The 19,799-nt window shown below is 41.1% G+C and carries 16 protein-coding genes; 12 read left to right on the forward strand and 4 right to left on the reverse strand.

Going from position 1 to position 19,799, the window contains the following annotated elements; translation table 11 throughout:
• Nucleotides 1–6: 6 nt before the first annotated feature.
• Genes KO525_RS13210 through KO525_RS13230 form a run of 5 tightly spaced genes read left to right on the forward strand, consistent with a single transcriptional unit; the run spans nt 7 to nt 4,194 of the window.
• Complete coding sequence (locus tag KO525_RS13210) at nt 7–1,368, forward strand: MotA/TolQ/ExbB proton channel family protein (RefSeq protein WP_215964297.1); 1,362 nt, start codon at nt 7–9, stop codon at nt 1,366–1,368.
• Nucleotides 1,368–1,892 carry a MotA/TolQ/ExbB proton channel family protein gene (locus KO525_RS13215; protein ID WP_215964298.1) on the forward strand — a complete coding sequence of 175 codons (525 nt, stop codon included), beginning with the start codon at nt 1,368–1,370 and terminating at the stop codon, nt 1,890–1,892. The genes KO525_RS13210 and KO525_RS13215 overlap by 1 nt, the downstream gene beginning before the upstream one ends.
• An 11-nt stretch (nt 1,893–1,903) precedes the next feature.
• The gene (locus KO525_RS13220) at nt 1,904–2,308 is read left to right on the forward strand and encodes a biopolymer transporter ExbD (protein ID WP_215964299.1); all 405 of its coding nucleotides are present in this window, start codon (nt 1,904–1,906) and stop codon (nt 2,306–2,308) included.
• Between the two features lies 1 nt (nt 2,309).
• Nucleotides 2,310–2,924, forward strand: coding sequence for a TonB family protein (locus KO525_RS13225; protein ID WP_215964300.1), 615 nt, complete (start codon nt 2,310–2,312; stop codon nt 2,922–2,924).
• A gap of 4 nt (nt 2,925–2,928) precedes the next feature.
• Nucleotides 2,929–4,194 carry a tetratricopeptide repeat protein gene (locus tag KO525_RS13230; RefSeq protein ID WP_215964301.1) on the forward strand — a complete coding sequence of 422 codons (1,266 nt, stop codon included), beginning with the start codon at nt 2,929–2,931 and terminating at the stop codon, nt 4,192–4,194.
• A 266-nt stretch (nt 4,195–4,460) separates the two neighbouring features.
• On the opposite strand, the gene KO525_RS13235 is transcribed toward KO525_RS13230, so the two are convergent.
• Nucleotides 4,461–4,967 carry a diguanylate cyclase gene (locus KO525_RS13235; protein ID WP_215964302.1) on the reverse strand — a complete coding sequence of 169 codons (507 nt, stop codon included), beginning with the start codon at nt 4,965–4,967 and terminating at the stop codon, nt 4,461–4,463.
• 234 nt (nt 4,968–5,201) lie between these two features.
• Here KO525_RS13235 and KO525_RS13240 point away from each other — a divergent pair, with 234 nt between their 5' ends.
• From KO525_RS13240 to KO525_RS13265, 6 genes are all read left to right on the forward strand, one after another.
• Entirely contained in the window at nt 5,202–5,516 is a 315-nt protein-coding gene (locus KO525_RS13240; protein WP_215964303.1) for a hypothetical protein, read from the forward strand.
• Nucleotides 5,517–5,585: 69 nt separating this feature from the next.
• On the forward strand, nt 5,586–6,407 hold the full coding sequence (locus tag KO525_RS13245; protein WP_368668271.1) for a DUF692 domain-containing protein: 822 nt from the start codon (nt 5,586–5,588) through the stop codon (nt 6,405–6,407).
• A gap of 35 nt (nt 6,408–6,442) precedes the next feature.
• Nucleotides 6,443–7,228 (forward strand): DUF2063 domain-containing protein, encoded by a 786-nt coding sequence (locus KO525_RS13250; RefSeq protein WP_215964304.1) that lies wholly within the window; start codon nt 6,443–6,445, stop codon nt 7,226–7,228.
• A gap of 83 nt (nt 7,229–7,311) precedes the next feature.
• Nucleotides 7,312–7,845: an adenine phosphoribosyltransferase gene (apt, locus tag KO525_RS13255; protein ID WP_215964305.1), complete on the forward strand. Its 534-nt coding sequence runs from the start codon at nt 7,312–7,314 to the stop codon at nt 7,843–7,845.
• Between the two features lie 12 nt (nt 7,846–7,857).
• The gene (gene dnaX / locus KO525_RS13260) at nt 7,858–10,206 is read left to right on the forward strand and encodes a DNA polymerase III subunit gamma/tau (RefSeq protein ID WP_215964306.1); all 2,349 of its coding nucleotides are present in this window, start codon (nt 7,858–7,860) and stop codon (nt 10,204–10,206) included.
• Between the two features lie 69 nt (nt 10,207–10,275).
• Nucleotides 10,276–10,602, forward strand: a complete 327-nt coding sequence (locus KO525_RS13265) for a YbaB/EbfC family nucleoid-associated protein (protein ID WP_215964307.1) — start codon at nt 10,276–10,278, stop codon at nt 10,600–10,602.
• A 112-nt stretch (nt 10,603–10,714) separates the two neighbouring features.
• Here KO525_RS13265 and KO525_RS13270 read toward each other — a convergent pair whose 3' ends face one another.
• The 3 genes from KO525_RS13270 to KO525_RS13280 form a co-directional block, all read right to left on the reverse strand.
• A complete protein-coding gene (locus KO525_RS13270) occupies nt 10,715–12,121 on the reverse strand; it encodes an endo-1,4-beta-xylanase (RefSeq protein WP_215964308.1) in 1,407 nt (468 codons plus the stop codon).
• 86 nt (nt 12,122–12,207) lie between these two features.
• The gene (locus KO525_RS13275; protein WP_215964309.1) at nt 12,208–13,734 is read right to left on the reverse strand and encodes a tryptophan halogenase family protein; all 1,527 of its coding nucleotides are present in this window, start codon (nt 13,732–13,734) and stop codon (nt 12,208–12,210) included.
• 105 nt (nt 13,735–13,839) lie between these two features.
• Nucleotides 13,840–17,301, reverse strand: a complete 3,462-nt coding sequence (locus KO525_RS13280) for a TonB-dependent receptor (RefSeq protein ID WP_215964310.1) — start codon at nt 17,299–17,301, stop codon at nt 13,840–13,842.
• A gap of 393 nt (nt 17,302–17,694) precedes the next feature.
• On the opposite strand from KO525_RS13280, the gene KO525_RS13285 reads away from it, so the two are divergent.
• Nucleotides 17,695–19,704 (forward strand): carbohydrate binding domain-containing protein, encoded by a 2,010-nt coding sequence (locus KO525_RS13285; RefSeq protein WP_215964311.1) that lies wholly within the window; start codon nt 17,695–17,697, stop codon nt 19,702–19,704.
• Nucleotides 19,705–19,799 lie beyond the last annotated feature (95 nt).

Here is a 19,799-nt window from a genome sequence, read left to right on the forward strand (position 1 = left end):
TAACACATGAAAAAGGTATTTAATTCATTGGTTTTAGCCGCTGCTTTAGCAACTGCAGGTATCGCAACTCAAGCGAATGCAGCAGGCGAGCTAGACAATTTATTGCAACAAGTTAAGAAAGACCGTATTTCAGAAGGTCAACTTAACAAGAAGCGTGAGCAAGAGTTTTCTTCTGCTCGTGCTGACAAACAAGCATTGTTGAAAAAAGGGCAAGACGAACTTAAAGCTGAGAAAGACCGTGGCGACCGTTTGCAAAAGCAATACGGACAAAATGAGAAAACGTTAGCTGTTCGTGCTCAAGAATTGAAAAATGCAGAAGGTACTTTGGGCGAAATGTTTGGTGTTGTACGTCGTGCAGCTACTAATACAATCGGTTCAATTACTGCATCTAACATTTCTTCACAGTATCCTGGTCGTGACAAACTTTTAGCAGAACTTGCTGAAGCTAAAAAACTTCCTACGACTCGTGAATTAGAAGAGTTATGGATTGCATTACAAACAGAAATGACTGAATCAGGTAAAGTAGTTAAGTTTGAAACTGAGGTTTCACAACTTGCTGGCGGCCAAACAGTTGAAACTGTTACTCGTGTTGGTTCATTCAACCTTGTATTAGACGACGGTAGCTACGTTATTTATAACGACGCAACTGGTAAAGTTCAACCTTTAGGTAAGTCTGCTGAATCTCACTTCCGTTCATCTGCTAAAGAATTAGCAAGTGCACCAGCGGGTTCATTTGTACCTTTCTATGTTGACCCTAGCCGTGGCGGTATCTTGCGTCTTAACACGCAAAAAGCAACTTTAGAAGACCGTTATCACCAAGGTGGTACTCCAGGTTACGTAATTACAGCGGTATTGGCTATTGGTTTCCTAATTGCCCTATTAAGCTTGTTCACTACGTTAACTGAAGGTTCTAAGATGAAGAAGCAGCTTAAAGATACTTCAAATCCATCTGAGAATAACGCGTTAGGTCGTATCTTAAAGATTTATCATGATAACCGTGGTTCAGATGTTGAAAATCTAGAACTTAAGTTGGATGAAGGTATTTTACGTGAAACGCCTCGCATCGAACGTGGTATCAACACAATCAAGATCCTTGCTGCTGTAGCGCCTTTGTTAGGTCTATTAGGTACGGTAATCGGTATGATTGAAACGTTCCAACAAATTACGTTATTCGGTACTGGTGACCCTAAACTAATGGCTGGTTCAATCTCTATGGCACTTGTAACAACTGCTATGGGTATCATTGCTGCACTACCACTAATCTTTACACACAGCATCGTTGCTGCACGTGCTAAAACTATCATTCACATCTTAGATGAGCAAAGCGCTGGTATCATTGCTGCTCATGCTGAGAAGGAGAAAGCCTAATGATATACCTGATGGGTCTATGGGAATCCGTCAGGGATTTTATTGGCACTGGCGGCTTTGTTTTATACTTTGTCGCAATCGCCCTACTTGTTATGTGGGCGTTAATGATGGAGCGTTGGTGGTTTTTGACAGTTGAGTTTCCAAAATTGCGTGATTCTATTATTGCAAGATGGGATGCTCGACCAGACACGACTTCATGGAGTGCACATAGGATCCGTGATGCTTGGGTTTCTGAGGCATCCGAACTATTAAACGCAAGAATGTTAATTATTAAAACTCTTGTTGCGATGTGTCCGCTGATTGGTCTATTAGGTACAGTAACCGGTATGATTACTGTATTTGACACAATGGCGTCGCAAGGTACTGGTAACCCTCGTTTGATGGCTTCTGGTATTTCAATGGCGACAATCCCGACAATGGCGGGAATGGTTGCTGCGCTATCTGGAATCTTCTTCAGTACGCGTCTTGAAACAAGAGTTAAAGTGGCAAAAGAAAAGCTAGTTGATAGCTTGCCACATCACTAGGAGATTGAACTATGGCACGTAAACAACGTTTTCGTGAAGATGATGATGCCGCAATTGATATGACTCCGATGCTAGACATCGTATTCATCATGTTGATATTCTTCATCGTTACAACGTCATTCGTGAAAGAAGCTGGTATTGAAGTAGTTAAGCCAAAAGCAGCTGCCTCAAAGCCAAACTCTAAAGGCAACATATTTATCGCGATCAAAGCTAACGGCGAAGTTTGGATGGACAAACGTCTAGTCGACATCGAACGTGTAGCTGCAAATATCGAGCGTATGTTGGCTGAACAACCGACTGAATCTATCATCGTGCAAGCAGATAAAGAATCTAAACACGGTGTTGTGGTTAAAGTAATGGACGCTATCAAGTCGGCTGGTGAACTAAAAATCATCATCGCAGCGGAGAAGAAATAGTATGTTGAGATTGATTGCATCACTTGCGGTTGGTGTAGTAATCACATTCGGCTTGTTTGTTGTTATGGCTGAGCTTATCTCTGGAGGTGCAAAATCCAAAGATGAGCAACGTGAGAACATCATCGTTGAAATAAATACTACTCCGCCGGAAAGTAAAGCGCAGCAGCGGAACCGTGTTCCGCCGCCGCCTCCGCCTCCGCCTAAGCAGCCGCCTAAGCCGCAAACGCCTGAACCTGAACCTGAAATTTCTGACAGCACCAGCATGGGTATTCGTATGCCTACTGTTGATGTCGGTGGTGCAAGTGCAGGACTAAGTGGTCCAGGTGCATTGGTTAGAGATGGCGACGCTACACCTATTGTACGAATTGAACCAAAATTCCCGACTAAAGCTGCCCGTGATGGTATTGAAGGTTGGGTTAAGTTGAGCTTTGAAATTAACAAACTTGGTGGTGTTGAGAATGTCGAAATTATCGACGCTGAACCCAAACGTGTTTTCGACCGCGAAGCAAGAAAAGCGCTACGTAAGTGGAAATACAAGCCAAAAATGGTTGATGGAAAACCTCAGCACCAAACTGGTTTAAGTGTACAACTAGACTTTAATTTGGGAGGAGGTTAGTAATATGAATAACACATTGAAACTAGTCCTTTCAGCTTCATTAGTTTTAGGTGCACTTGTTGCTCCTAAAGCTAAAGCAGCGGTTCCAGCTGAGAAAGCTGAATTAGTTCAGCAACTTAAGAAACAACGTGGTGGTAAAGCGTTAGGTCCGAGAATCGGTAAGAAAGTCCAAAAGGCTTTTGAGTTGTATTCAGCGGATGATATTAAAGGCGGTTTAGAAATCCTTTTAGAAGTTGATGCTAAAGATGATTTCGATAAAGCCTATATCGATCGTTTTATCGGTAATATGTATGCGCAGGAAGGTCAAGTTGACCTTGCGTTAAAACACCTTAATAGTGCTAAAGACATCGACGAATTACCGTTTGATGATCATAAAGGCGTGCTTAAGCTGATTGCCGATTTATCGATTCAAGAGAAAAAATATGAAGATGCGTTGGTAAATTATCAAGCGTTTCTTGATTTTTCTCATGACGAAGATCCGAACGTTTACTTGCGTATCGCAAATGCACATTATGAGTTGAAAAACTATGATGCGGTACTTGCACCAGCAAGAAAAGCGATCACTTTGTATGAAAAACCAAATCAAAACCCGTATGTGTTAGTTATGGCGTCTTACTACGAACGTAAGATGTATCCAGAAGCGACGAAAGCGGTTGAAGACTTGGTTAAAACTTTCCCTGACAATGCTAAGTGGTGGACTCAATTAGGCATGTTTTACATGTTAACTGAGGATTACCAACGTGGATTGTCAACAATGGAAGTTGCTCATAAGCAAGGTTTCTTAACTACGCAATCTCAAGTTAAACAGTTAGCACAACTTTACGCATCTAATGGCATTCCTTATAAAGCTGCCATTATTCAAGATGAGTTTATCGCTAGTGGATTGATTAAGAAAACAGAACAGACGTTGTCAGTTATGGCGAGTACCTATCAAAATGCAAAAGAGTATGCGAAAGCAGCGAAGTATTTTGGTGAAGCCGCTAAGATTGATAATGACGCAGACTTGTACCGTAAGCAAGGCACAGCGTATATGGTAATGGAACGTTTTGATAAAGCTGTAGAAGCTTTTGATAAAGCGCTTAAATTTGGCATAAAACGCAAAGGTCCTGTCTATATGGGTATAGCAGAAGCACAGTTTTATTTAGAAAACTGGAAAGAGTCCTACGCGGCTATCCAAGAAGCTAAAAAAGACAAAAACTCTGCTAAATCAGCTGCAGGCTGGGAAGGTTATATTAAAGACACAGCAAGCCGAAAAGGCACTGTTCTTTAAATACGTTTTCGTAAAAAAAAACCGCCTCAAGGCGGTTTTTTTGTATCTAAAGCAAACAAATTTTAGTTTAGCTATTTTTAGTATCCGACAGTCCAATATTTTTTAGTATCCGACAGTTCAATATTGTTCGCTATAAACACGACAAACCACAAACAGCCTTGCGGTGACTTTTATTTTTCGGGAGGATTAGCCCCGTCCTAAGTATTCAATTATACCAATCTTCACATTTAAATCGTCAGTTCAGTACGTTGGCCGAATCATGACAATTAATGTAATTTATAATATTGCAACTCGCATGCGTTTGGTCCCTTGCTTTCTGCTTTAAACGTTAAATCCTCTGTCAAATTAAACAGTTGTTCCAACTCTATGTCGTTATTAGGTAAAACGTTTAATGCACCGATAGAAAAGTTAATGTTAATACCTAGTTGGACGAGTTCGGAAACGCAATCAGTTAAGATCCTTTTAGCGACAGTCTCGGTGCCGTTTTCATCTAAATTAAAAAGCCCGATGGCAATTTCATTGTCGTGGAAGCGACAAACTAAATCAGTTGAACGTTTAGTTGAGTTTTCTACATGTTCGGAAACAACTTTAAACATTTTACGGTCGAGTTCTTGATTTACATTAAGATGGGTATGGATGATCATAATCGTGAGAGCGTCTTTTTCTCGCATCATTCTATTCCATTCTCGTTGGAATACCTCGGCGAAGTAGGCTTCACTATATAGACCGGATAGATTGTCACGAAATGATGTTTCTAATCTGCTAAAAATCATAGTGTTTCTTCATTTGTATTACTGGTATTTTTGATTATAGTTGCTAATTGTCATTTGTTGGTCAATAAAATATTAGAGTTTTGACTATTTTTATTGAAATAAAATGGATAACCGTCAGGTCATCTATGTAAGCAATGTTGAAAGGCGATATTATTTGTCGTTAACATTATCTATTATTAGCTCAACATAATCGTATTTTTGTAAAACAGCAAAATTCGAACTAAGGGGAACTCCATGAAATTGAATAAAAAAATGACACTCGCTGCAATCGGTGTGGCTGCACTCGGAACTTCAGTTGTCGGTAATGTCCATGCTGCGGGTTTTCAAGCAGTAGACATGAAAGGCGGCTATGAAGTCCAAACATTTGAAGCTAAATGCGGTGAAGGCAAATGCGGCGGCGATAAAGCGAAAAAAGAAGCTAAATGTGGCGAAGGCAAATGCGGCGGCGACAAAGCGAAAAAAGAAGCTAAATGTGGCGAAGGTAAGTGCGGTGGCCATAAAGCGAAAAAAAGCGATAAAGAGGCCAAATGTGGCGGTACTCAAGCTTAAGTAATTTAGGCAATAGTATTAGTAATGAAATAAGAGCCAGCTAGTCTGGCTTTTTTATTGAGGTGAAGTGTGGAAATATCTGGTTCGGGTTTAGGATTTAGACGTGGAATGGAAAACGACCTCACAACAATCGTTGAGTCGAATGTTAATTTTGTTGAGGTAGCGCCGGAAAACTGGATGAGACTCGGTGGCAAGTTTCAGCATACTCTGGCGGAAGTAAGTCGTAAAATACCATTAACGACTCATGGACTAAGTCTGTCAATAGGCAGTCCTGACCCATTGGATATTGAGTTCGTTCGTGAAGTTAAAACCTTTATGAACAAATTTAATGTCCGTCATTACACTGAGCATTTAAGTTATTGCTCAGCGAATGGCCATATGTACGACTTAATGCCGATCCCATTTACCGAAGAGGCTGTTCGCTATGTTGCGGCACGAATTCGACTCGTTCAGGACGTGTTAGAACAGCAAATAGCCATAGAAAATGTATCTTATTATTTAAAAACGGGTCAGGAGCTTTCTGAATCTGAGTTTTTGAACGCTGTGCTGGCGGAAGCGGATTGTAAATTACTATTTGACGTTAATAACGTATATGTCAATTCAATTAACCATAAGTACAATGCAAAAAGTTTTATTGACAAGGTTCCGTCAGAACGAATTTTGTATGGCCATATCGCTGGACATTATGATGAGGCCGTCGATCTCAAAGTCGATACTCACGGCGACGACGTTAAACCCGATGTATGGGCTTTACTTGAATACGCTTATGCAAAACACGGTGTTTTTCCTACGTTATTAGAGCGTGATTTTAATATACCTCCAATGTCTGAGTTATTAGTTGAAGTGGATATGATTACGGCGATTCAAAATAAATTTAAACGCACGTTATAACGCAATTATCAAAAGCACTAAGGGTGAGTTTTTAAATGACTAAGTTAACCGAGGCTCAGTTACATTTAGCGCAACAAATAAGAACGGGTGTTACGCAAAGCAATAATAAAGATGAACAAAGGCGCGTCGAGATCTATCAAGAGTTATTTTTCAATAATCTAGAGGATTTTTGTGCCACTACCTTTCCCGTTTTAAAAAGCACTATGGGCACAAAAAAGTGGCTTGCACTTGTTCGGTCATTTTTTATTGAACACCAATGCGAAACGCCTCACTTTATAGAAATAAGTGAGGAGTTTTTAACGTATCTTGCGCAATCACCTGGGACTTTAGACGAGCCATGGATGCTTGAACTTGCGCACTATGAATGGGTGGAGTTAGCAAGTGCAACTGCAATGGGTGACTCGGGAGAAGATGTGGTTTCCGATAGAGAAGCGGTTGTTGCTGAATTTGATCAAGAATTAGTAGCGGTTGGGCAATTTTCACAATACTTGGTTAGCATACCTGAATCTACTTGGCCACTAGCTTATAATTACCCAGTTCATACTATTTCGGCAGATAACAAGCCCTTAGAGCCGACACCTACGTACATTGTGGTTTATCGGGACCCAAGTTACGAAATTCAATTTGTTGGCACTGACGCGCTTACCGTCCACTTGATGACATTTATTCAGCAACATAACCAAGTGAGTTTCACGCAATGTATCGATTTTTTAACGTCGGACGCAATTCAACTAGAGCAGGGCGGTGCGCAACAATTTGTGCAACAGATGTTTGCCGAATTTAATCAACGTCGGGCGATAACGTTAACCTTACAAATTTAATCTTAAAGTTTTGTTCAGTTTAGTGTTTTGCCTTCTAATCCAATCTGTCATACTGCGATAAGTAAATATGAGTTGGATTAAAAATGTCAGACATAATAAAAGACAGTATTAAAACCATTCCTGACTACCCGAAACCGGGCATTCAATTTAGGGATGTGACCTCGTTAATGCAAAACCCTGTCGCGTTTTCGGCGACAATTGATAGGTTTGCAGCGCAATATCAAAATAGTGGGTTCACTGCTATTGTCGGAACGGAAGCGAGAGGTTTTATCTTCGGAGCACCATTAGCTTATAAAATGAACGTACCGTTTATCCCCGTTCGAAAACCCGGTAAGTTGCCTCGTGACGTTATTTCTCAGGCATACATACTAGAATACGGTGAAGATATTTTAGAATTACACACAGACGCCTTATCTGCCGATGATAAAGTATTAATGGTTGACGATTTATTAGCGACCGGTGGTACGATTGAAGCGACAACCAAGTTAATTCGAAAACTGGGTGCGCACGTTGAAGACGCGTGTTTTGTCGTTAACCTACCTGAGTTGGGCGGTGAGAAACGTCTGACTAACTTGTCAGTTAATAGTTTTTATTTAACTGAATTTGAAGGCGAATAAAGGTCTATATTAATGAGCTATCAGGTACTGGCAAGAAAATGGCGACCAGCAAAATTTGCTGAATTAGTTGGCCAAGAACATGTAAAGTCGGCGTTGATCAACGGTTTAACAAATCAAAGATTACATCACGCCTATCTTTTTACTGGTACCCGAGGCGTAGGCAAAACCTCTATAGCACGTATTTTTGCAAAAAGTCTTAATTGTGAAACGGGCATTACCGCGGAACCATGTGGTCAATGTGCGACTTGTGTTGATGTTGACGCCGGTCGGTTTGTCGATTTAATCGAGATTGACGCTGCATCACGAACCAAAGTTGGTGATACTCGTGAAATATTAGACAACGTACAATATGCACCTACTCGTGGTCGTTATAAAATATACCTTATCGACGAAGTTCATATGTTGTCCCGCCACAGTTTTAACGCTTTATTAAAAACGTTAGAAGAGCCACCAGAACACGTTAAGTTTTTACTCGCGACAACCGATCCTCAAAAACTACCCGTCACCATCCTGTCTCGTTGTTTGCAATTTAATTTGCAGGCCTTAGACATAGTGCAAATCGAGCAACAACTACAATCGATTTTACAGGCAGAGCATATTCAATACGAAGCACCTGCACTGACATTAATCGCAAAATATGCCCATGGTAGCATGCGAGACGGGTTGAGTTTAACCGACCAAGCGATTGCACAGTCGGGGGAAAACCTCACGCTGAGTATTGTCCAAAGTATGTTGGGTACCGTTGATATTGCCTGGAGCCAAAATGTCTTTACCGCGATTTTGACGGGCAATGGCGAACGTTTAATTGAAGTATTTAACCGACTTGAAAAACAGCGCCCAGACTTTATTAAAGTCCTTGATGATATGTTAACGCTTTGCCATCAGATAGCGATGGCTCAGGTGTTGCCAGCGGCGGCAAAATTGAGTGTCGAAAATGAGGCTTTTGTGCTAAAAGTTGCACAAAATATTCCTGCAGCTCAAATTCAAGTTTATTATCAATTGCTACTTCAAGGTAAGAAAGACTTACCGCTAGCGCCTGAGATCACCCGTGGTTTTGAAATGTTGTGTTTGCGATTATTGGCTTTTAAACCAGTTGAAGCAGCAAGTGTTACCACAAATGAGCAACCTCAGGTTGAGTCACAGGAAAGCGTAAAAAAAAACCTTGAATCTTCATTAAGTGATCTTTTAACTCAACCACTACCAGATGAAAATAAGCCTTTGGAAGTAAGTGAACAGTCACTTACATCAACTCATCAAGGTTCAGTTAATGCTGTACAAAAGCCGTATGAAACTCCAGAAATAAGCCCTAAAATTGTCACAGCGGTTGAACCTAAGGTTGAACAGAAAGTTGATCCTCAAGAATTAGCCGCTAATCAGCAACCCCCAGTTGATAATGAGCAGGGCAATGACCTTCAGTCTACGCAAACATTTAAAAATCAAGAACGTGGTCAGGAACAGAAGCAAACTTCAGCACAAGCAGCAACACAACCAATTGTTGACCCTATACTAGCAGGCTATGAAGACTACCAACATATCTCTAATCAAACGGCTGAACAAGAGCACGAACTACTCTCGCAACAAGCATTTTATCAAGATATGGCAGAAAGTCAGGGTTTTGACCCAAGTTCAGAGTTTCAGCAAGGGGCCGCTCATTTCCCTGAGCAATCATTAGGACATATAGAACCACCACCTCAAGAGCCGTCAGTAGTCGCACAAATGCCTCAATCAAACAGTGCACTTAACTCTACTTCAGAATTAGAAAACCCAGTAATGGCTATTTTGGCGAATCGTGGGTTACCAACAAATTTGGCTAATGTTGCATCGAGTGTGCAAACCGCTGCAATTGAAAAACTCGAGAGCAATAGTTCGGCGCAAGAACCTCAACAAAGCCAAGAGCAAGTCCCGGTTGAAAAAGTCATTGAAGAGAAATTAGAAGAACTACCTGACCTAAAACCAATTGAGCACGACGAAGTTAAGTTCGCCCATGAAGTAGACGAATGGGCGCGGATGATAGAGGTGTCAGATTTAGCCGGATTAGGACGACAGTTGGCCCGCAATGGCGAAGTTAAAATTGACGGCAATCAAATTGAATTAACAGTTAAACAAGAATTTGCGCATTTGTTAAACGAACGATCAGAAGCAGAACTCACAGACGTGGTTTCAAGATTGTCACCAGCGTCTAATTTTGTTATCAATAAAAGTGAAATTACCCAAGCGTCACCCGCTGATATACAGAAAAACATTAATGTAAATCGACAAGAGCGTGCCGAACAAAGTATTGCCGAGGATGGTTTTGTGCAAACCTTGTTAAACGAATTTGGCGGCAAGATAATCCCAGGTACGATAAATCCGGTTTCTTAGTTCACAAACTTGAAACCAAAATTTTTGACCACATTAACAGTGGAATAACGACATTCAGAGGACAGACCTATGTTTAAAGGTGGAATGGGCAACATCATGAAGCAAGCCCAACAAATGCAAGAAAAGATGCAAAAGATGCAACAAGAAATCGCTAAGATGGAAGTTGTTGGCGAGTCGGGAGCAGGTCTGGTTAAAGTTACTATGTTGGGCAGCCACAATGTTAAACGTGTGGAAATTGACGACTCTTTAATGGAAGACGACAAGGAAATGATTGAAGACTTGTTAGCTGCTGCGGTAAACGATGCAGTGCGTCGTGTTGAAGAGATGAATACAGAACAAATGGCGAAAGTCTCTGGCGGCATGGGCATGCCTCCTGGTATGAAGATGCCGTTTTAATAGTATTAATTAGGCAGTGAATTTCCAGCTGTTTTGACAGTTAGAATAAAAAGCCGACGTAGGAATTGATTTTCTACGTCGGCTTTTTTGTGGGTGCAATACCATCTTATTTTTATGCTTTACGTTTTGTGATTACAAGCCTTGTTAAGAATAGCGATAATAGTAAAGACCATGACATTGAGCCGCCAGAACTAGAAGATGATTCTGGCTCTAGTTCAGGCGTCACAGCTTCTGTGATATCGATAATGTTGACTGTAACGGTCACTGCTAATGTCGAGCCAAAGTCACCCGTAGCCGACACCGATAAAGTGTAAGAGCTAGTTGATTCATAATCTAAACTACCAGTAGAACTTAATGTAATGTTACCTTCATCATCAATAACAAATGGAGATGTATTGTTATTAATAGTGAAGCCAGTAATCACATTTGTCGTGTCGGTAAAGGAGAGTTGGCCGACAGATGCTAACGCTGCTGCATCTTCTTTAATGGTAAACATTTGGTCGGCATTTATGGTTGGGATATCGTCGTTGATATAGGATTTAAGCCATAGTAAAGCTGGGCGTTCATTACCACTTTTGTCTATTAAGTAGGCGCCTTCAGCATCACGCCACAAGCCTGGACGCCAGCCCCACAAGGTAATGCCTTTTACGGCAGAATGGTCCCAAAAGATAGGGAATAGGCGTTTATATGACGCTAACTGGACAGCGTCGTCGGTGCCATCTATATCCAGCTCTGTGACATAAATATCTAATCCGGTTGCGGCAAGTAAGTCTAGGTTATTTTTGAGATTTGAGCTCGCCCCTGTTGTTGAGAATGCGTGTGCTTGAAAGCCTACACTGTCAATTAGGTCACGTTCTTTTAGCAAGTTAACTATTTTTACATATTCTTTTGTGAGATTGGTTTCATTGATAATGCCGTATTCATTGATCAATAAATTACTGTCTGGAAAGTAATGACGGGCGAGTTCGAAGGATTTTATGATCCAGTCGTAACCTGTTGTTCCGTCGCCGCCTAATGCTTCGCTGTAATTTGCCGCCGGGGACGAACTAAATCTTGGGTTGTCACCATTTGGTGGCGCATTCAGCGGCTCATTAACAACCTCGATAAAATCAATGTCACTATATCTATTTGCCAACGCAGCAAACCATTCTTCAATCTCTGCAAGTTGTTCGTCTTTAGGGAGTGTATCCATCCAACCGGGTTGTTGGTTTCCCCAGATTAATACATGAAGTTTAAAAGGGATATCGTTGTTTACTGCCAGCGCATAAGCCTTATCTAGCTCGTTCCAGTTCATAACGTCACGAGTTCGTTCTACACTGCCCCATTTTCCGGCGTTTTCAGGTGTAACTTGATTCCAGTAGTCGGCAAAGTCTTGCACCTGCGCTCCGGCATAGACATTACCTAGAAATTTAGCATTACCCTCGGCGATTGGTGGCTTTGAAAGTGCATTGGCATTTAGCGCCAATAACAAACATGAGGCTGAAACTAAACCTAACGTCTTTTTGATGTTTTTTAACATACGAATAAACTCTTACTGCGTTGTTGATTGAATTCCATGATTTCGTATTTACAGTAAGAGTGCTATTGCGTTTGACCCGCATAGTATTATGATTTTTCGTTGTCCATTTTTGGTGCCAAGCAGTGCTGATGAATAAATTCCTGTTGTGTTGGCATAACCTCAACAGACTTTGTAATAACACTTTGAATAAAGGTTAATCTTCGTTCAAGTTCTTCCTCTGGAATTGAATCTACAAGCGGGTGGTAACCCTTAGGGTGGATACGTTGCCCATGAAAAACTTCAAGCCAACTTGTTGGGTTAAACAATTCCATATTATTGCGAATGATATTGCCGTTAGCACTAAATTGATCAATTTTTTGTTGCAGACTATCCGGGATCGACATTGTTCGGCAGTGGTTCCAAAATGCCGAGTCATCACGTTCTGTGGCTTTATAATGAAGGATGATAAAGTCTCTGATACTGCAATATTCAAAGTCGGTTTGTTGGTTGTAGGCATCGATGTCATGTTGATTAAATTCGAGATCAGGGAAAAAGACCATAAGCCTAGCAATCGCGGTTTGCACTAAATGAATATTAGTGGACTCTATGGGTTCAAAGAAACCGCTAGATAAACCGATAGCAACACAGTTTTTGTTCCATGATTTTTTACGTCGTCCGGTGGAAAATTTTAATAATCTTGGTTCGGCCAGCGGTTTGCCATCCAAGTTATTCATTAATATATTGCGTGCTTCCTCGTTACTCATAAACTTACTGCTAAATACATGACCATTACCTGTACGATGTTGAAGGGGAATGCGCCATTGCCATCCAGCCGTATGGGCTGTCGAAGAGGTGTAGGGCTTTAACGGCTCAGTACGTTCGCACGGCACGGCCCATGCGCTATCGCAGGGTAGCCAATGGCTCCAGTCGTCAAATCCCGTTTTTAAAGCTTCTTCTATCAGTACGGCTCTGCCACCTGAGCAGTCGATAAATAAATCACCTGCTACCACTTCGCCACTTTCTAGTACAAGTGATTCAATAAACCCGTCACTTTCGCGAAGACGCGTTTCAACCACTTTTCCTTCTGAGCGTATAACGCCGCGTTGTTCAGAGTACTCACGTAAAAATTTCGCATATAATCCGGCGTCAAATTGGTAGGCGTACGCAATGTTCGACAAGGGCGAATTGCCAGCGTCGATTGACCGCATAAACTTATTTTGATGACCTGCGATGGTGTTTAAGGAATAGGCTCCAATATCCGGTACTTTGTTTTTCTGGCGCATTTTCCACCAATAATGAAAAAACGGAATACCGTCAATGTTCTGGCCAATTTCACCAAAAGCATGGGTATATTTGTCGCCAATTTGACCCCAGTTAACAAACTCAATTCCGAGTTTGAATGTACCTTGAGTGCGTTTAATAAATTCATTTTCGTCGATACCTAAAGTCCGATTAAATATTTGGATTTGCGGTATCGTTGCTTCGCCAACACCTACTGTGGAAATATCATCAGACTCGATTAAGCGGATATTGCAGTAGTTTTGTTTTAGTAATTTGCCCATGGTGGCAGCTGTCATCCAACCTGCAGTACCACCACCTAAAATAATAATGTTTTTGATTCTTTTATCGGACACGTTTGAAACCTTTAGTAATTCTATTAAATGAATTTTTTCATTATTTATAACACAAAAAGCACACCCTAGGGTGTGCTTCCATGAACAACTAATTCAATGTTTGAATTAGAACGTACCTCTAACAATGAAAGAGTAACGTCGGTCATTAACTAACCATGAGCGATGTAGTTTCAACTTGTTATCAACTTGCATATACGTTTCAGTTTGCGTATTTAACAAGTTAACACCTTGAACACCGATTTTAAGTTGGTCATTGATTTGATAGAAAATCGAACCGTCCATATACCCAGAGTCACCCGTCCAAACCGGTAATTTACTGATTGTATCGCGCGACGTTACAAGGTACTCAGAGCGCCAGTTGTAAGCAACACGAGCTGACCAATCGTCTTTTTCATACATCAAAATTAAGTTCGCTGTATGTTCAGATTGACCTTGCAGTGGTAGTGACGATTGCAATGCATAGCTCTCGCTACCTACGTTGCCGTATACATACTCTAAGTTACCGTCACCGTTTGTATCACGTTTGTCGGCATCATCTATCTTACCATCTTGGTTAAGGTCTTGAGCATCACCAATATCTGTGCTGTCTAAGTTAGCGTTTGGCGTTCCTTCCGTTTTAATATACGTATAGTTTGCTTGCATTCCTAAGCCGCTCCACGCACCTGGCAACATATCGAAGAATTGTTGATAGTTAATTTCAACACCTTTCATCGAACCTTTGCCGCCATTTGTCGGGCCACTTACGTCAACTTGCTGAGTAACGCCTGTTTCTGGATTGGTAAATTCTCTTACCGTGCCGCCATTAATAAAGAAGTTGGTTAGATCTTTATAAAAGAACGAGGTGGTTAAAGAACCAACGTCATCGTAATACCATTCGAATGACGCATCCCACTGTACTGATTCCATTGGTTTTAAGAATGGGTTACCTGATGATGCTGTCCAACCGTTAATTCGGGCACTTTCAGGGTCGATCATTAAGTTTTGTTCTAAATCATTGCCGCTCGCATCAACCGGTAAACCGGTTGTAGAATCTGATGGGGCGTCTGGATGCGGATTTTCTGCATTCCAATAGGCCGGCAATCTGTCGGCTTCTAAGTTATGACCCAAAACACCAATCGTTGTATTGTTTCTCAAGTTACCAATATCTGGCAATGCAATGGCTTTTGACACGGCAAAACGTGCAAGTAGATCGTCTGTTAATTCAACTTTAATGTTAAAGCTTGGTAAATATTTAGTGTAACTTTGTGATGCTTCATTAGGCACTAATGCACCATTTGCAAAGTTTCTAAAATCTTCAGACATATAGTTAATTGTTTGTTCTAAGAACCGAGAACTTGTTGCAAATAAATTGTAATCTTCAGGATTATAATTTAATGGATCCCAACCTTCAGGTGCAGGATATTGAGTCAGCTGCTCAGGAAATGACGTAGTACCACGAGTGGTATTTTCAATTCGAACTGCACGCAAACCAATGTTACCGGCAACACGATATTCCCAGTCGTCATTTTCGAAATCTAAACGAATATAGGCTGCTGTATTGCCTTCAGATGTATAACTGATCTCTTGTGGTAAGAATTGGTTCGTTAATGAACGGCTTGAACAGTCATCTTCGTATATACGAGATGCGGCTGGTCTAAAGTCGCCACAACGGTCTGAGTACATTGGCTCTAAGATAACCCCCCAATTTTCGTAATTGTTGGTCATCGCATTTGCCGGATGAAGGGCAGTATTTCCACCTTGAATTGTGGCAGTACCGCCGCGGAAGAAATTACTCCAATCGACAACTTCATGAACTTGACCAAGCTGTGCTCTACCGGCAATATCATCAATTAGCGGATCATCTAAATAAACCGGATTAGCCCAAAGTGCACCTAATGAGCCCCAGTTGTACTTACTGTATTTGACTCTTTGTTCACGTTCAGCACGACGAACACCAAATTTCAATTGAACAAAGTAGTCACTGTCGAGCGAATAAGTTGCATCAATACTTAGCGCATTTGATACCCCTTTACTGCGTTCGTAATGGTCCATCGCCGCAGCAAAATGGTATGAAGTTAATTCATTAAAGTAGTTGTCACCACGATAGTCGACACCAATAGCATCCACTTCTTCTTGCGTTGCAGCTGACCAAGGATTGATCATTTCAAGATTTGGGGTACTACCAGTGGTATCCCAATTTTGATTCGCGTGGGTCATAAACATAAGTTTCATGTCATCATCTGTTTTTTCAGCAACAATGTGTTGGAAATCAAAAACGAGTGACAAGTTGTCCGTCGGCGTGTATTCAACTTTAAGTGAAATGTCGTCGACTTCTGTACGTTGCTGCTTAATTCGGTTACCAGTATTGAATCTGAAACCAAAGTTTTGAACTTCACCACCAGGCGAACGTTCGGCGTCGCCGCGCCAACCACCAGATGTATCGGTGATACTGCCGCTTTCATAAACACCGTCGTCATCAAATTCAAACTCAGTACCTGGAATTGCGCCTGCTCTATAATCGCCAGGTTGCCATTCTGAATTTATGTTATGTTCATTCCAAGATAAGACAGAATCAGAACGCAAAAACTGCACAGTTGCTTTAAGTGAGCTATCTTCACTTTGCCATTGTAGTGCTGTTGCAATACCTGTTCTTTCACGAGTATCTTGTTTCATGCTTAAGTTAGCACTTGTTGGTACTAAGACACCTTCATCACCAATTTGTACACCGGTTGGCGCATATTTGGCAAACGAACCGTCATAGATATATGGGTTCGCGACTTCCATCCCGTTTAAACTACTTAACGGTCTGAATTCAAATACATTATTTTGAATGCCGTGGCTGTCAGCTTCTAATCGAGACTTAGAAAAGTTAATTAAAAAACCAAATTCACCAAGTTCACCTTTATCCCAGCGATCGCTGTATAATCCCGAGAAGGTTGGGGTGGTTTCTTTAGCAATATCACCACGTGTCCAATCGGCAGAAAACGCCAATTGGCGACCCGCTTGGTCAAATGGACGACGGGTGCGCAAACTAATTGTTCCGGCAATGCCGCCTTCAATCATGTCAGCCGTTTGGTTTTTGTATATATCAACACCGGCCATCATTTCAGGTGGAACGTCTTGGAAGCTTAATCCACGGCCTGAGTCGGCGGTAAAAGAATCTCGACCATTAAATTCGCTTCGAGTTTGAGTCATTCCTCGGACGACTGCACCAGAACCTTCAGAGCTAAAGTGATCAGGGTCGTTTGATGCCGCAAAACGTTCAATCGATACGCCAGGTAAACGTTGCATTGCTTCTAAAACGCTTCGGTCAGGTAAAGAACCGATATCGTCAGATGTAATGGAATCGACAAATGTTTCAGCATTACGTTTTAAATTTTGCGCGTTAAGTAAGTTGCTCCTCATGCCCTTTACTTCGATGACTTCTACATTGTCTTCAGCTTCTGTTTTTTTCTCTTCTTCTTGACTGTAGACATTTGTACTTAAGCTCATAATAGCGATGGCTATTAATGACTTTTTAAATATAGGTATTTGTCTTTGAATACCCTTTGAATTACGACCAACGTGCCCCATGCTTTTGCTCCACATTTTAGCTTTATTATTTATTATGACGGATACATTTTATTCATATTTTGCAGGTGACATTTATTGTCTCTACTTTTAGCAAATTATCGCTAACGCCCAACAGAGCTTAACAGATAAACCTTTAATACAAATTTCTTAGGTGTATTTAGGTACTTATTTACCAAATAGTCAATTGAACTATAAGAAAACGCAAATTAAAAACAATATATCGCAAGATATACTTATTTTTGTCACTCGCTGGGGATGTAATTTACCGACAAAATTAGGTCGATTTATTATGTTTTTGAGTTTGAAACTTGTCTTTTTTTTTAATCCTGATTATCGCTATACCTTTTCTAAATTCATCTCTATATAGTTTGAAAAGACATAATTATAATAATATTTGTGAGTAGAAAAATGATAAGTACAAATTATAAAATTGGTTTATTGAGTTCTTTAATCGCATTGTCAATTACAGGTTGTTCTCTAGAATTGGAAGATGAGGAAATTAATGTAACCCCGCGTTATGCTGATGTGGTTATTGCACCAGTTAGTGATGACGTAGACACTGGAGCGGGCTCTGACAAATTATCGTTAGATAATGCAGACTTGGAAACCGGTAGCACCGACCCATGGTTCGGGAACGGTCCAGCTGTGTTGACCATCGAACAAACTGAAGTCAAAGCAGGGTCATTTAGTTTAAAAGTAACCGATAGAACAGATGGATGGAATGGTGCCGCTATTTCCTTTGGCGACAAGCTAATTGTCGGCCACACTTACTCTGTTTCTGTTTGGGTTAAAATGGCAAATGTTGACTCATCTAATGTTTCATTGACAGTCAAAGTCGCGGACGACGATGGTGATCATTATAACGGTATAGGGTCAACGATAGCGACAAACACCGATTGGGTTGAGCTAACGGGTGAATATACTCATGCGCCAATAGGAACTGAAACTGCAGAACCTTACATTTATATCGAAGGTGCAGACGCTGGCGTTGAATATTATGTCGATTCGTTAGTGGTTATCGATAATGATTTCGAACCAGGTGGCGCTGTAGATACGAGCGTCGCACTTGATAACTCAGGTTTTGAGTCTGGCGTTCAAGCCCCGTGGACAACTCAAGGCGATGCGATGTTAACGCTTGAGCCGACAGAAGTTAAAGAAGGGAGTTTTAGTGCGTTGATAACCGGTCGTTCTTCAGGCTGGCATGCTCCTATCTATACAATTACAGACAAATTAGTTGTTGGCGACACATATTACTTTTCAATATGGGTGAAGTTAGTCGAAGAGACAGCGGAAAACATGAAGTTAAGTTTAAAAGTTGTTGATGACAGCGGCGATAACTACATAACAATTGCCAATGCATCGGTTGATAATACGGCATGGGTTGAATTAACCGCCGAATATATTCACGCGTCAGATGGTCCTGAAACACAAGTGATTGTTTATGTTGAAAGCGACTCTCCAACAGCATCTTATTATATAGACTCACTAAAAATTGATGGTGAGGCCGTAGTCGTTCCAACCAATATTTTACCAAATGGTGACTTTGAATTGGGTGCCGGTGACAGTTTTGAAAACTGGGGGGCTTGGAATGGTTCAGTAAATGTTACTGCTGAAACAACTGATGTTCATGGTGGTAACCGCGGTGTGAAAGTGGTTGGTACCGGCACGAATCCTTGGGATGTACAATTAGGAAGTGACGCTGTAGAAACAGTTGTTGGCAATGAATATGTGCTTTCAATGTGGATTAAAGGGGAAGAAGACGGAGGTGTAGTTCGCTTCTCTACAAGCAGTGAAGCTGGTGCACTTTATGGTGCTGATGAAACGATTGGGACATCATGGCAACAAGTGACCTGGACATTTGCAGCGAACGATGTTGCAACTCAAGTTGTTCTGGATTTAGGAGCGTCTGCAGTTACTTATCTAATTGATGATGTTGAACTTATTCCTGTTGCAGCCGAACCGGCTTACATGTTATCGGCTGATACAGTCTTGTTAAACGGTGACTTAGAACTAGGTACAGAAAATGACTTTGATAATTGGGGCAAGTGGAACAATGGTGATGGCATTGTGCAAGAACTTACTGAAGTTCACAGTGGTGCACGTTCAGCCAAAGTGACTAATGGCAGTGACTTTAACGCCGAGTATCAATCGCAACTTGTTAGTGATGAAACCACTTTAGTTGTCGGCACTACTTATAGTGCATCGGTTTGGATAAAAGGAACCGTTGATGGCGAAGTTCGTTTTTCTACCAATGAAACTACGCCGCAATATGGCGCTACAGCTATGGTTACCGCTGATTGGTCTCAAGTCGTTTGGGAGTTTACCGCAACTGAGGAAGTGACTAGGCTCGTTTTTGACTTAGGTAAAACGCCAGACGCAGTTTATTACGTCGATGACTTTGAATTAGTGGCTAAATAGTCAATTGGCTATTTAGCCCTAATACATAATCATAAAAACTCTTAATTTATTAGTAAATTAAGAGTTTTTTTACTTTATCAAGAGAAGAGATGATC

The sequence above is a fragment of the Psychrosphaera sp. B3R10 genome (genome assembly GCF_018861025.1).
GTDB lineage: Bacteria > Pseudomonadota > Gammaproteobacteria > Enterobacterales > Alteromonadaceae > Psychrosphaera > Psychrosphaera algicola.